Annotated in this window: 13 protein-coding genes; all 13 read left to right on the top strand. The window is 53.5% G+C overall.

The window, feature by feature from the left end; genetic code table 11:
* Positions 1 to 20 precede the first annotated feature (20 nt).
* The 13 genes from LBQ97_05235 to disA all read left to right on the top strand — a co-directional run bounded on the left by LBQ97_05235 (position 21) and on the right by disA (position 12565).
* Positions 21 to 1619 (top strand): DUF853 domain-containing protein, encoded by a 1599-nt coding sequence (locus LBQ97_05235; GenBank protein MDR1832122.1) that lies wholly within the window; start codon positions 21 to 23, stop codon positions 1617 to 1619.
* A gap of 18 nt (positions 1620 to 1637) precedes the next feature.
* The gene (ychF, locus tag LBQ97_05230; GenBank protein ID MDR1832121.1) at positions 1638 to 2735 is read left to right on the top strand and encodes a redox-regulated ATPase YchF; all 1098 of its coding nucleotides are present in this window, start codon (positions 1638 to 1640) and stop codon (positions 2733 to 2735) included.
* A 157-nt stretch (positions 2736 to 2892) separates the two neighbouring features.
* Positions 2893 to 3075: a 50S ribosomal protein L32 gene (gene rpmF, locus LBQ97_05225; protein MDR1832120.1), complete on the top strand. Its 183-nt coding sequence runs from the start codon at positions 2893 to 2895 to the stop codon at positions 3073 to 3075.
* A gap of 81 nt (positions 3076 to 3156) precedes the next feature.
* A complete protein-coding gene (gene plsX / locus LBQ97_05220; protein MDR1832119.1) occupies positions 3157 to 4185 on the top strand; it encodes a phosphate acyltransferase PlsX in 1029 nt (342 codons plus the stop codon).
* Positions 4182 to 5174 carry a ketoacyl-ACP synthase III gene (locus LBQ97_05215; GenBank protein MDR1832118.1) on the top strand — a complete coding sequence of 331 codons (993 nt, stop codon included), beginning with the start codon at positions 4182 to 4184 and terminating at the stop codon, positions 5172 to 5174. Before plsX ends, LBQ97_05215 begins: the two co-directional genes overlap by 4 nt.
* Positions 5175 to 5185: 11 nt before the next feature.
* Complete coding sequence (gene fabD, locus LBQ97_05210; protein ID MDR1832117.1) at positions 5186 to 6103, top strand: ACP S-malonyltransferase; 918 nt, start codon at positions 5186 to 5188, stop codon at positions 6101 to 6103.
* A 78-nt stretch (positions 6104 to 6181) separates the two neighbouring features.
* On the top strand, positions 6182 to 6406 hold the full coding sequence (locus LBQ97_05205) for an acyl carrier protein (GenBank protein MDR1832116.1): 225 nt from the start codon (positions 6182 to 6184) through the stop codon (positions 6404 to 6406).
* Positions 6407 to 6516: 110 nt separating this feature from the next.
* On the top strand, positions 6517 to 7752 hold the full coding sequence (fabF, locus tag LBQ97_05200) for a beta-ketoacyl-ACP synthase II (GenBank protein ID MDR1832115.1): 1236 nt from the start codon (positions 6517 to 6519) through the stop codon (positions 7750 to 7752).
* Between the two features lie 69 nt (positions 7753 to 7821).
* On the top strand, positions 7822 to 8577 hold the full coding sequence (gene rnc / locus LBQ97_05195; protein MDR1832114.1) for a ribonuclease III: 756 nt from the start codon (positions 7822 to 7824) through the stop codon (positions 8575 to 8577).
* On the top strand, positions 8574 to 9605 hold the full coding sequence (locus LBQ97_05190; GenBank protein ID MDR1832113.1) for a radical SAM protein: 1032 nt from the start codon (positions 8574 to 8576) through the stop codon (positions 9603 to 9605). The genes rnc and LBQ97_05190 overlap by 4 nt, the downstream gene beginning before the upstream one ends.
* 11 nt (positions 9606 to 9616) lie before the next feature.
* A complete protein-coding gene (coaD, locus tag LBQ97_05185; GenBank protein MDR1832112.1) occupies positions 9617 to 10111 on the top strand; it encodes a pantetheine-phosphate adenylyltransferase in 495 nt (164 codons plus the stop codon).
* 26 nt (positions 10112 to 10137) lie between these two features.
* Positions 10138 to 11517 carry a DNA repair protein RadA gene (gene radA / locus LBQ97_05180; protein ID MDR1832111.1) on the top strand — a complete coding sequence of 460 codons (1380 nt, stop codon included), beginning with the start codon at positions 10138 to 10140 and terminating at the stop codon, positions 11515 to 11517.
* On the top strand, positions 11510 to 12565 hold the full coding sequence (gene disA / locus LBQ97_05175) for a DNA integrity scanning diadenylate cyclase DisA (protein ID MDR1832110.1): 1056 nt from the start codon (positions 11510 to 11512) through the stop codon (positions 12563 to 12565). The genes radA and disA overlap by 8 nt, the downstream gene beginning before the upstream one ends.
* Positions 12566 to 13066: the final 501 nt, after the last annotated feature.

Here is a 13066-nt window from a genome sequence, read left to right as displayed (position 1 = left end):
CTTAATCTGGAGGGTATTCTATGGTATATGAGAACAAAATCTGGATGGCTTATGACAACGGCGAAAAACTCTGTCTGCTTCCTTCCATGGGAAACCGGCACGGACTCATCGCGGGCGCGACCGGTACCGGCAAGACCATAACGCTCAAAGTTATGGCCGAGGCCTTCAGCGATCTGGGTGTCCCGGTATTTCTCGCCGACGTCAAGGGGGACCTGGCGGGGATGTGTCTTCCCGGGGAAGACAACGAGGGAATGCAAAAAAGGATCGCAAAATACGAAATTGAAAACTTTAAATTTGAAAAGAAACCGACCTGCTTCTGGGATCTGTACGCCAAGAACGGACATCCGATCCGGACGACGGTCAGTGAAATGGGACCGACGCTCCTGGCCCGTATTCTGGACCTGAACGATATCCAGGAGGCCATCCTCTACATCATTTTCCGGATCGCCGACGACAACGGCTGGATGCTCCTTGACTTGAAGGACCTTCGGGCCATGCTCAATTACGTCAACGACAACAGCTCCAAATTCACGGTGGACTACGGAACCATCAACAAACAGAGCGTCGGAATCATCTCCAGAGCCCTTCTGACGCTGGAGGACAACGGCGGCACAAAATTTTTCGGAGAACCGGCCCTCAATATCAACGACTGGATGCGCGTTGACGAAAACGGCAAGGGGATGATCAACATCCTCGATTCCCAAAAGCTCGTCAACAGCCCGCGCCTCTACGCCATTTTCCTTTTGTGGATGCTGACGGAGCTCTTTGAGCGCCTGCCGGAAATGGGCGACGTCCATAAACCGAAACTCGTCTTTTTCTTTGACGAGGCCCATTTGCTTTTCAGCAACTGCCCGAAAGCCCTTTTGGACAAAATCGACCAGGTCGTAAAACTGATCCGCTCCAAGGGCGTCGGCGTATATTTTATCACGCAGAATCCCGCGGACATTCCCGACAGCGTGTTGGCCCAGCTGGGCAACAAGATCCAGCACGCGCTCCGGGCCTATACGCCCAATGAAATGAAGGCCGTCAGGGTGGCGGCGGATTCCTTCCGGCCCAACCCCGCCTTCGCCACGGACAAGGTCATCTCGGAAATGGGAATCGGCGAAGCCCTCGTCTCCTTTCTCGACGAAAAGGGCGTGCCCGGCGTTGTACGACGCGCCTTTATCCTGCCCCCCCAGAGCAAAATGGGAACCATAGACGACTTCGAGCGCAAGGAAGTCATTTTCCGCAGCCCCATGGGCTCCAAATACGACGAAATGATCGACAGGGAATCGGCCTATGAGATCCTGACAAAGCGCTACAGCGAGGCGGCCAGCGCCAAGGAAGACGAAAAACAGCGGAAAGAAGAAGAAAAAAAGCGGGTCGAAGACGAAAAAGCCGCCAAAATCGCCGAGACTGAGCGCCTGAAGCGGGAAAAAGAAGAGACAAAAGAGCGGCTCCGGCTCGAAAAAGAAGAAGAAAAGGAGCGCATCCGGCGGGAAAAGGAAGCGGCGAAGCCGGGGACCTTCGAAAAGATCCTGACCAGCGCCGGGAGAACCGCCACGTCCACGGCCACAAGGGCCGTCACGACAAAGATCCTGCGGGGTGTTCTGGGAACGCTCCTGGGCGGCAAAAAATAAAGGAGGATACGCAAGTACATGATCGGAATCGGCATTGTGGGACTTCCCAATGTGGGAAAATCCACGCTTTTCAACGCCATCACGAAGGCGGGGGCCGCGGAAGCGGCCAATTACCCCTTTTGCACCATAGAACCCAACATCGGCATGACCACGGTCCCGGACCCGCGTCTCGAAGAAATCGCGAAGCTGGTCAAGCCGCAAAAGATGATTTATTCCACGGTGGAATTTGTCGATATCGCGGGTCTCGTCAAAGGCGCCTCCAAGGGGGAGGGCCTCGGCAACAAATTTCTCTCCCACATCCGGGCGGCCTCGGCCCTTTGCCAGGTTGTGCGCTGCTTTGAGGACGAAAACGTCGTCCATGTAGCGGGATCCGTGGATCCCCTGCGGGATATCGAGACCATCAACGCGGAGCTGATTCTGGCCGATATGGAGACGCTGGAAAAGGCCAGGGACAAGCATAAAAAGCTTTTGCAGAGCAAAAATAAAGAATCCCTTGCCCTGTATCCGGTTCTGGAAAAATGCGCGGCCCACCTCGATCAAATGAAACTCCTGAAGACCCTTTCGCTGACGGAAGAAGAAGCGGACTTGATCAAGCCTTATCAGTTCCTGACGCAAAAACCCATGATCTTCGCGGCCAATGTGGGCGAGGAGGATCTGGCCGAAGGAAACGCCCTTTCCAGAAAAATCACGGCCTACGCCGCCCAACTCGGGGCGGAGGTCATTCTCGTCTCGGCCAGGGTCGAAGAGGAACTGCAGGAAATGGACGACGAGGCCGAAAAAAAAGAATATCTTGAAAGCCTCGGGGTCAAAGAAGCCGGTCTCGACCGGTTGATTCGCGCGGGCTTTCATCTTTTGGGCCTCCAGAGCTTTTTTACCGCGGGCCCCAAGGAAGCCCGGGCCTGGACGATCCGGATCGGGGATCCGGCCCCCAAAGCCGCCGGCGAGATCCATACGGATTTTGAAAAAGGCTTTATCCGGGCAAAAGTCGTGGACTACGACGACTTTATCCGGACGGGAGGCTGGAAAGGCGCTCAGGAAGCCGGCCTTCTACGTCTCGAGGGCAAAGAATACATCGTCAAAGACGGCGACCTGATGGAATTTTTGTTCAATGTCTGAACCTTTGGCTGAAAAACTTCCCGAAAACAAGAAATAATCCTTGACAAGATCTCAAAAAATAGGTAAAATATTGAATGTGGCGTCTGTAAAGGATACTTGGCCTTTACATGTTCGGATATTGAAAATCACATCAGGAAAGATAGATAGGAGGCAAAAAATGGCAGTACCCAAGAAGAAGACTTCCAAAGCGAAAAAGAATATGCGCCGGTCACATGACGCGATCACGGTAACAGGCATTTCCGTTTGCGAAAAATGCGGCGCGCCGAAGCGTTCCCACAGAGTGTGCCTGTCCTGTGGCGACTACAACGGCCGGGAAGTATTAAAAGGACAGTCGGAATAGCAAGGACAACAGAAGGAGACAAGACGGCTGTCTTGCCTCTTTTCGCATATCACAGCAAGGCCCTGACGCCAGGAGGATACAATGAAAATAGCGCTCGACGCAATGGGTGGCGATAAGGCTCCTTTCGAACCGGTTAAAGGCGCGGTAGCGTCTCTCGAGACGAGCCCGGGCCTCCGTGTTGCGCTTGTGGGAAAAAAGGAATTGCTCGAAGCGGAACTCGCCAAATACCGCTTTGACAAAGACAGAATGGAAATCATCGACAGCCGGGAAGTGATCCTGATGGATGACGAACCGATCTCGGCGGTCAAAAATAAAAAAGACTCGTCCATGAAACGGACGCTGGAACTGGTCAAGGAAGGTTACGCCGACGCCGCCGTTTCCGCGGGGAATACAGGCGCCCTCATCGCGGCCAGTCAACTGACGCTAAAGCGCATCCGGGGAGTCCTGCGACCCGCCATCGCGGCCACCTTTCCCCAGAAAAAAGGCGGCCATATGGTCGTGCTCGACGTGGGCGCGACAGCCGACTGCAAGGCGGAATTTCTCAATCAGTTCGCGGTCATGGGCTCTTTTTACATGGAAATTCTCTTCGGGATCAAAAACCCCAAAGTGGGGCTTTTGAATATCGGCGCCGAAGAAGGAAAGGGCAACGAGCTGACCCGGGACGCCTACGGGCTCCTGAGCCAAAACAAGAAAATCAATTTTCTGGGCAATATCGAAAGTACGGTCTTTCTTGACGGCGTCGTAGACGTCGTCGTGACCGACGGATTTACGGGCAATATGGTCTTGAAGACCTCCGAGGGCATTGCCAAATTCATCCACGCAACGTTGAAGAAGGAAATGAAGTGGAACCCGCTGACCATCCTCGGAACGATTCTGATGATCCCGTTTTTCAAGATTCTCAAAAAGAAACTGGACTCGTCGGAATACGGCGGCGCCATGTTTCTGGGGCTGAACGGACTCTCCATCAAGGCCCACGGAAACTCCGACCATGTCGGAATCAAAAATGCCATCAAAGTCGCAAATAAATTCGCGGAAATGCGATTTGTTGAAGAGTTGCGGAAGGTCATCGGGATTCAGATGGAAGACCGTCCCGCCGAGGAGGAAGAATGAAAGCAAAAAGCGTCGGAATCAAGGGACTCGGTTACTATGTCCCCGAAAGAATCATGACAAACGCGGATTTCGAAAAAATCGTGGAGACTTCGGACGAATGGATCACGACCATGACCGGCATCAAGGAACGGCATCGGATCGCGCCCGAGCAGGCCACGTCCGATATGTGTTTTGAGGCCGCGAAAAAAGCCCTCGCGGCGGCGAAAGTCAAGCCGGAGGACCTGGACCTCATCATTGTGGCCACCGTTACCCCCGATCACCACGCTCAGGGGGCCGCCTGCATTTTGCAGAAAAAGCTGGGTCTCCACACGATTCCGGCCTTTGATATTTCCGCCGGCTGTTCGGGCTTCACCTACGGCCTGACCTTGGGCGACAGTCTGATCAAAAGCGGCCGTTTCAAGAGAATTTTGATGATCGCGGCCGAAAGTCTCACCAAGATCACCAATTACGAAGACCGCAGCACCTGCGTCCTCTTCGGGGACGGAGCGGCGGCGACGGTCCTGGAGGAAGTGGAGGAAGGCTACGGCATCCTCTCGTCCTATATCGGCGCGGAAGGGGAAGACGACGGGATTCTGAGTATTCCCGCAGGCGGCTCCCGCAAGCCCCACACGGTCGAGAGCATCCAAAACAACGAACAGTATATTGTGATGAAGGGCCCCGACGTCTACAAATTCGCGGTCAACATCTGCCCCGCGGCCACAAAAAAAGCCATGGAACTGGCGGGTCTCAAAATGTCGGATCTCGACCTCTTTGTCCCCCATCAGGCCAATATCCGGATCATCGAGGCGGCCGTCAAGCGCCTCAAGATCCCCCAGGAAAAAGTCTTCATCAACATCCAGAAATACGGCAACACTTCGGCCGCCACAACCGGCATCGCCATGGGCGAAGCCATGGAGCAGGGCATCCTCAAAAAAGGAAAAATCGTCGCCATCACGGCTTTCGGCTCGGGGCTGACTTTCGGCTCCGTCGTCATGAAGTGGGCCTACTGAGATAAGGAGGAATCATGTCCACAGCTTTTGTTTTCCCGGGGCAGGGCGCCCAGTACGCGGGAATGGGAAAGGACCTTTACGAATCGAGTCCTCTCGCGAAAAAAGAATTCGACCGGATGTTTGACTGCCTGTCCTTTGACCTCAAAACCGTCATGTTTGAAGGGCCCGAGGAAACGCTCAAACTGACGAAATATACCCAGCCGGCCATCGTCTCCTTAAGCCTTGTGCTGGCAAAACTCCTCATGGAAAAAGGCGTTTCCGCCGCCTACGCGGCTGGTCATTCCGTTGGGGAATACGCCGCGTACGGCGCGGCGGGCGTGTTGTCGCCGGAAGACTGTATCCGCCTCACGGCGGCCAGAGGCCAATTCATGCACGAAGTCTCGGAAAAAGTCCGGGGCGGCATGGCGGCGGTCCTGGGCATGGAGGCCGACAGGATCAAAGAGATCCTCAAGGAAGTCAAATCGGGCCTTGTGGAAGCCGTCAACTTCAACGAACCGAACCAGACCGTCATCGCCGGGGAAAATGAGGCCGTCGCCGAAGCCTGCGCGCTCCTCAAGGAAAAAGGCGCCAAGCGGGCCATGCCCCTTGCGGTTTCAGGCCCCTTTCATTCTTCCCTCATGAAAGAAGCCGGGGAAAAACTGAAAGCGGAGGCGGAAAAATACAATTTTACCATAACGGATACGCTCATCATCGCCAACACCACGGCGGAACCGCTCAAAGACGCGGCCGCCATCAAGGAAGAAATCTACCGCCAGAGCTTCGGGCCCGTCCTCTGGGTCTATACCGTAAGGAAGCTCAAAGCCCTGGGCGTCACGGAAATATGGGAAATCGGCCCCGGAAAAGTGCTTTCGGGCCTGATCCGGAAGATCGACAAAGAAATTTCCGTAAAAAATGCAGAAAAACTTGCTGATTTTTCAAATATAGGGTAAAATATATGCGTACAAAGCACCGTGCAAATCTATAAACTCACATAGATCAAACGTTATACACTATATGAAGGAGGAAACATGTTAGATAAGATCAAAGAAATAGTCGTTGAACAATTGGGCGTAGAAGCGGATCAGGTCACCCCCGAAGCGAATTTTGTGGAAGACCTCGGCGCGGATTCGCTGGATACGGTGGAACTTGTCATGGCTTTTGAGGAAGAATTCGGCGTTGAAATCCCCGATACCGAAGCGGAAAAAATCAAGACCGTACAAGATGTCCTGAATTACATCGAAGCGCACAAATAGGGAAAAATGACGGGGTATCGAGCATACCCCGTTAATTGTACTTCTCATCGGCAAAAAGAAAAGACCCCGCCTCTTCGCGGGGTCGGAATCGGATAAATGAGGTGATTTTTTTGAAAAGAGTCGTCGTGACCGGAGTCGGTCTTATCACCGCATTGGGCATCGGCGTCAAGGAAAGCTGGGAACGGCTGATCGCGGGCGAAACCGGGGTCGGTCTCATTACCCGCTACGACACGACCGATATGACTGTGAAAATCGCGGCGGAGGTCAGAAATTTTGAACCTACCGACTACGGCATCGAAAAAAAAGAAGTGAAAAAAATGGCGCGCTACGCGCAATTTTCCATTGCTACGGCCAAAATGGCCCTCGAGGACGCCAATTTCGTCATTGACGAAACGAACGCCGATACCACCGGCGTCATCGTCTCCTCAGGGATCGGTGGCATGGAAATCTTTGAAGAGGAATACGGAACCATGCTGGAAAAGGGCGTGCGCAGGATCTCTCCCTTTACGATCCCCGGCATGATCGCCAATATGGGTTCGGGTCACATCGCCATCTACTACGGCGCCAAGGGCCCCAACAAATGTATCGTCACCGCCTGCGCGGCAGGGACGCACTCCATCGGAGACGCCTACGAGCTGATCAAGTACGGCAAAGCCAAGGCCATGATCGCGGGCGGCGCCGAAGGGGCCATCACCAAATTCGCGATCAACGCCTTTACAAACATGAAAGCGCTCTCCACACGAAACGATGAGCCGGCGCGGGCTTCCCGCCCCTTTTCCCTGGACCGGGACGGCTTTGTCATGGGCGAGGGCAGCGGCGTCATGATCCTTGAGGAACTCGAAGCCGCCAAGGCCAGAGGCGCCAAGATCTACGCGGAAATCATCGGCTACGGAGAGACCTCCGACGCCTTCCACATTACGCAACCCTCCATCGACGGCCCGGTACGGGCCATGAAAATGGCCATCGAAAGCGCGGGGATCGCCCCCTCGGACGTGGACTACATCAACGCCCACGGGACCTCCACCGCCATCAACGACAAAAATGAGACCCAGGCCATCAAGGAAGTCTTCGGGGAGCACGCGCAAAAGCTCCTGATTTCGTCGACGAAAGGGGCGACGGGTCACGGGCTCGGCGCCGCGGGCGGTATCGAGGGCGTTATCGTCGCAAAAGCCCTGGCGGAAGGCATTGTTCCGCCCACGGTGAACTACGATAATCCCGATCCCGAATGCGATCTGAATTATGTGCCAAATCAGGCGGTCAAAAAGGAGATTTCCGTCGCCATGTCCAATTCCTTCGGCTTCGGCGGACACAACGCCGTTATCGTCATGAGGAAATACAAAGACTGAGGAGTCAAAAAAGGGCTGCTGCAAGACCTGCAACGGCCCTTTTATCAAATTATACGCGAGGTCCTGTCCATGAATAAAAACTACCTGGATCTGGAAAAGCATCTGAACTATACGTTCAAGGACAAAGGAACGCTGAAACTGGCGCTGATCCACAAATCCTACGGCAATGAAAACGCCAGGTACAAAAATATCAACAATGAGAAGCTGGAGCTCCTCGGAGACGCGGTCCTCGATCTCATTGTGGCCGAATATCTCTATCAGCGCTACAAAAACGCGAAGGAGGGAGAGCTTTCCAAGCTGAAGTCCATGATCGTCAGCGAGCCCTCTTTGGCCAAACTCGCAAGATCGATAAAAATAGGCGAATATTTGATCCTCGGGCGCGGCGAGGAAAAAACCGGCGGCAGAGACCGGAATTCCTTACTCTGCGACGGCTTTGAATCCGTGTTGGGCGCAATTTTCGTAGACGGCGACTACAATACAGCCAAGCAGTATGTCATGCCCCACATCAAAAAAGTCATCGACAACATCAGCAATAACGAAGACATCACCGATTACAAGAGTATTTTGCAGGAATATTGTCAGCATAAATTCAAAGAAATCCCCACCTACGAGGTCCTTTCTGACGAAGGGCCTTCCCACCGGAAGAATTTCCGGATCATCGTGGGGATCCTGCCCGGCGTTGAGACCAAACATTGCAGCAAGGCGCAACTGATCGCCCTTCTGGAAAAAGCCGAATACAATGCCTCGGCCGAGGGCGCCAACAAGAAAATCGCGACGCAGCTGGCCGCCAAACTCCTGTGCAAGAAGCTTGAGGTCATCCTGTGAGGCATTACAACATCCCGATTTTCATCAATCACAGCGGTTGCCCGCATACCTGCGTCTTCTGCGATCAGCGAAAAATCAACGGCGTGGAAACCGACGCGTCTCCGGAATCGATCAAAGCCGCCGTAGACGCCTGGCTCAAGGCCTTTCGCGGCGAGGGAACCGTAGAGGCCGCCTTTTTCGGCGGCACCTTCACGGGGCTATCTCTTTCGACCCAGGAACGTTTCCTCAAGACCCTCGCTCCCTACCTCGAGGGCGGGCAAATCAGCGGCATCCGCCTTTCCACAAGACCCGACGCGATTACGCCCGAAAATCTTGATCTCTTGCAGGCTTATGGCGTAAAGACCGTTGAATTGGGCGTCCAGAGCCTTGACCCCGCGGTGTTACACGCCTGTGGCCGCCGCTACGACAAAGACTGCGTCGCCGCCGCCGCTTCTCTCATCGTAAAAGCGGGCTTCCGCCTGGGCGTACAAGTCATGCCCGGCCTTCCTCGCGCAACCGCGGCGAGCGACTTCGATACCTGCCGGATCCTCGCGTCCTTTCACCCCCATGAAGCAAGAATCTATCCCACTTTGGTCATTAAAAATACGAAACTGGACGAGCTCTGGCAAAACGGGGAATACACGCCCCTCTCCCTTCAAAAAAGTTTGGAAATTTCAAAAAAAATCTATTCTTTTTTTCAAATCCATGATATAACTGTAATAAGAACAGGGCTTTGCCCCGACGAACATCTTCGCGCCTCCCTTGTCGCGGGGCCGTGGCATCCCGCGTACCTGGACCTCTTAAAAGGCGAGCTCTGCTTTGATTTTTTTCATGCGCTTCATGAAAAAGAAAAAACGCTTGACATCATTACCCATGAAAAAAATCTCTCTTCGGCGGCGGGGCACGGCGGGAAAAATAAATCCCTTTTTTCTCCGCATTTTACGCTCAAACCCGATCGGGCGCTTTCCACCGACGCCTGGATCATCAACGGAAGGCCCTATACGACATCTGATTTTCTGCGTTTTCAGCTTGACCATCTTTCTCTCTGAGGTGAACCCCCGTGTCCACAGCGATCTACAGCGGCAGCTTTGACCCCATATCCAAGGGCCATCAGGAAGTGATCCGAACCGCCCTGACCTTTATCGACAGACTCATTATTCTTATCACCGGAAATACCAACAAAAAAACTTGGTTTTCCCTTGAGGAGCGAAAGTCCATGCTGCGCCTCGTGACGGCGGATTTTCCCAATGTGGAAATAGACGCCTGGGACGGGCTTTTGGTGGACTATATGAAAAAAAGAGATGTCTCCCTCATTATCCGAGGCCTTCGGGCCGTGGCCGACTTTGAGTACGAGCTCGTCTATTCGCTGACGAATCACCAGCTCTCGGAGGGCGCCGTCAATACAATCTTTGTTCCGGCGACCCGGGAATATCTCTATTTGAGCTCAACGGGGGTCCGGGAAGCGGCCGCCGCGGGAGCGGAGCTTTCTTATTTCGTGGACGACAGGATCGCCGATCTTGTGCGGGCCAGAGCCCGCGATCTTAGCGGAAAATAAACCGGCAGCAAAAGGAATAAATTACCGTGGGAAAGAAAACTACCGTCTATGTCTGCGCCAATTGCGGATACGCGTCCGCCAAATGGCTCGGCAAATGCCCCCAATGCAACGAGTGGGGGACATTTGAGGAAGAAACGGCCGCCGTCCGGAAGAGCGACGGGGGCGCGGCCAAACGAAACGCGGCTGCCGTGGAGACAGCGGTTTTTGACTACGCCGATGTTTCAGAAGACACAAACGACCGCTATCGAACATCCATCGGGGAATTTGACCGGCTTTTGGGCGGCGGGCTCCTCAAAGGGGAGGTCATCCTGCTGACGGGAAACCCCGGTATCGGAAAATCCACGCTTTTGCTCCAGGCTGCCCAGGAATATGGAAAAATCGGGCCTGTGCTGTACATCTCGGGCGAGGAATCCCCGGCCCAAATCAAAAATCGCGGCGCGCGTCTCGGCGTTACGGGAAAAAACCTCAAACTGATGAACGAAACCGATATGGGGCTTATCTCCGACTATATCAGCCGCCACAAGCCCGTCGTCGTTGTGGTCGATTCCATCCAGACTGTATATGACCCCGAGCTTGAAGCAAGTCCAGGTTCGCCGACCCAGATCAGGGAATGCGCCCTCCGGATCATCGACCTCGCGAAAAAGCAGGGCGTCTCGTTTTTTATCGTCGGGCATATCACCAAAGACGGCAAAGTTGCGGGTCCCAAGATGCTTGAGCACATGGTTGACGCCGTGTTCAATTTTGAAGGGGAAGAGGGACTCTTTTACCGGATCCTCCGGAGCACAAAAAACCGCTTCGGCTCCACGAACGAAATTGCCGTATTCAGCATGGAAGAAAAGGGCATGCGGGAAGTCAAAAACGCCGCCGAGTATTTCCTGAGCGAGCGCGAGGAAAAAAATATCGGAAGCATGGTCGTTCCGGTCCTTGAAGGGAGCCGCACGTTTCTTTTGGAGGTCCAGTCCCTTGTGACGGACGCCGTAACGGGCTTTCCGCGAAGGATCGTCAACGGTTTTGACCGCAACCGGATCCAAATCCTCGTTGCCGTAGCCGACAAGATGCTGGAATTGGGCCTTGTCATGAGCGACCTCTTTCTCAATATCCCGGGCGGCATTGAAATCCGGGACCCCGCCGCCGATCTGGGCGTCGTAATCTCGCTTTTGTCCCGCTGTCGGGGGGTCGCCATCAGCCAAAAAATCGCGGCCGTGGGGGAACTGGGCCTGCGCGGCGAAGTCCGGAAGGCGTTCTTTTTGGATAAACGTCTGCGGGAACTGGAAAAATTGGGCTTTACGGGGGTATATGTCCCCGAGGCCAACAGGAAGGAAATCGAAAAAAATACCTATAAGCTGCGGCTGATCTACTTGAAAAACATTGAAGCATTGTTGGAGGGGATCAAGAAAGATGACTGAGAAGAAAGAATTGGTGGACATGCTGCTGCAAGTGGCGCCGGGGACGCCGCTCCGTGAAGGGATCGACAACATTCTGGACGGGCAGCTGGGGGCCCTCATTGTGGTGGGCTACGATGAAGACGCGGAAAAAATGGTGGACGGCGGATTTTCCATCGACTGCGACTATACGCCGGAGCGCCTCTATGAGCTCGCCAAAATGGACGGCGCCATCATTGTGGACGAGTCCTGCAAGAAAATCGTATACGCTAACGTCCATTTGCAGATCAACCGCAAATACCTGTCCGAAGAAAGCGGGACAAGACACAGGACGGCCCAGCGGGCGGGAAAGCAGACCGGCAGGCTCGTTATTGCCATTTCCGCCAGAAAAAAAGTCGTGAGCCTCTACAAGGGCGATCTGAAATACAAGCTCAAAGACATGTCGCGGATCACCGAAGACGCCAATCAGGCCGTAAAGACCCTCGAACGCTACAAGTCCGTCCTCGACAAACACCTGTCCAACCTGACGATCTTGGAACTGGACGACCTCGTGACGCTCCACGACGTGGCGTTGACCCTGCAGCGTTTCGAAATGCTCCGGCGCATAGAGACCGAACTCAGGACCTATATTCTCGAATTGGGCGCGGACGGCAGACTGACGGACCTCCAGTACCGGGAACTGCTCCTTGGCGTCGCCGACGAGGAACGGGAATTCTTGAACGACTATATGATCGAAAAACGCACCTACGAAGAGGTCTACGCCGTTCTGAAAGCCCTTTCGGACGCGGAACTGCTGAAAGAGGAAAATTTTGCCAACGCACTGGGCTACGGCAAAAGTTATACGCTCCTCGACCGGGAAATCAAGGCCAAGGGATTCCGGGTTTTGGGGAAAATCACGAAGCTCTCGGGCAAGGATATCGAGAAGCTGACCACGGAATACGAGACTCTTTCCGACATCCAGGAAGCCTCGGACGAGGAACTCCTTGACATCAAGATGAGCAAATTCAAGATCAAGGCTTTGAAAAACGGCTTGCAGCGGTTGAAATCCGTCATTGAGCTTGAGCGGGATTGAGGGATAAAATTTTTTTAAACTTTTTGGCTATGCCTTTAGTCTAAATAATGAAAGAAAGAAAAAACACCAAAAAGGAAATAATTTTCTCTCCCCAAGAGATAATATGGCGACCGGCAACCCCGGTCGCCAAAATAAAACCTCAATCTTTCCAAAAACAGTAAACAAGCGGCATTACAACATAAATCTGAATACTAATGTTTGTTTTTTCATAGGTTATTCCGCAAGAATAACAAAATCTCCCCACCCCCCAATAAAATAGTAAAAATCCTTTCCAGCCGAAAGGATTTTTTCTTTATTGCCGCGCTTTTTTTACCACAGCCCACCTATAGGCCACAGTGCCTTTTTAGACTCAGCCATTTCAGCCCCTTTTCAGTCTCCAACAATTATGGTGTATAATTGTTACACCTGGATATGGCTCCGGAAGGCGCTGTAATCCAAATATTCTCAAAAGGGGAGATAAAATTATGAAGAAACTAGCGATTTTGTTAGGAACATTAGTAG

The organism is Fusobacteriaceae bacterium (assembly GCA_031272775.1).
GTDB lineage: Bacteria > Fusobacteriota > Fusobacteriia > Fusobacteriales > Fusobacteriaceae > JAISST01.
The sequence above is the reverse complement of the archived record's forward strand: the minus strand, read 5'-3'. Positions and strand labels throughout refer to the sequence as shown.

What these genes read in the sequence shown, in the direction of transcription:
- LBQ97_05235 (MDR1832122.1), top strand. Translation starts at nt 21, where the DNA reads ATGGTATATGAGAACAAAATCTGGATGGCTTATGACAACGGCGAAAAA.
- ychF (MDR1832121.1), top strand. Translation starts at nt 1,638, where the DNA reads ATGATCGGAATCGGCATTGTGGGACTTCCCAATGTGGGAAAATCCACG.
- rpmF (MDR1832120.1), top strand. Translation starts at nt 2,893, where the DNA reads ATGGCAGTACCCAAGAAGAAGACTTCCAAAGCGAAAAAGAATATGCGC.
- plsX (MDR1832119.1), top strand. Translation starts at nt 3,157, where the DNA reads ATGAAAATAGCGCTCGACGCAATGGGTGGCGATAAGGCTCCTTTCGAA.
- LBQ97_05215 (MDR1832118.1), top strand. Translation starts at nt 4,182, where the DNA reads ATGAAAGCAAAAAGCGTCGGAATCAAGGGACTCGGTTACTATGTCCCC.
- LBQ97_05205 (MDR1832116.1), top strand. Translation starts at nt 6,182, where the DNA reads ATGTTAGATAAGATCAAAGAAATAGTCGTTGAACAATTGGGCGTAGAA.
- rnc (MDR1832114.1), top strand. Translation starts at nt 7,822, where the DNA reads ATGAATAAAAACTACCTGGATCTGGAAAAGCATCTGAACTATACGTTC.
- disA (MDR1832110.1), top strand. Translation starts at nt 11,510, where the DNA reads ATGACTGAGAAGAAAGAATTGGTGGACATGCTGCTGCAAGTGGCGCCG.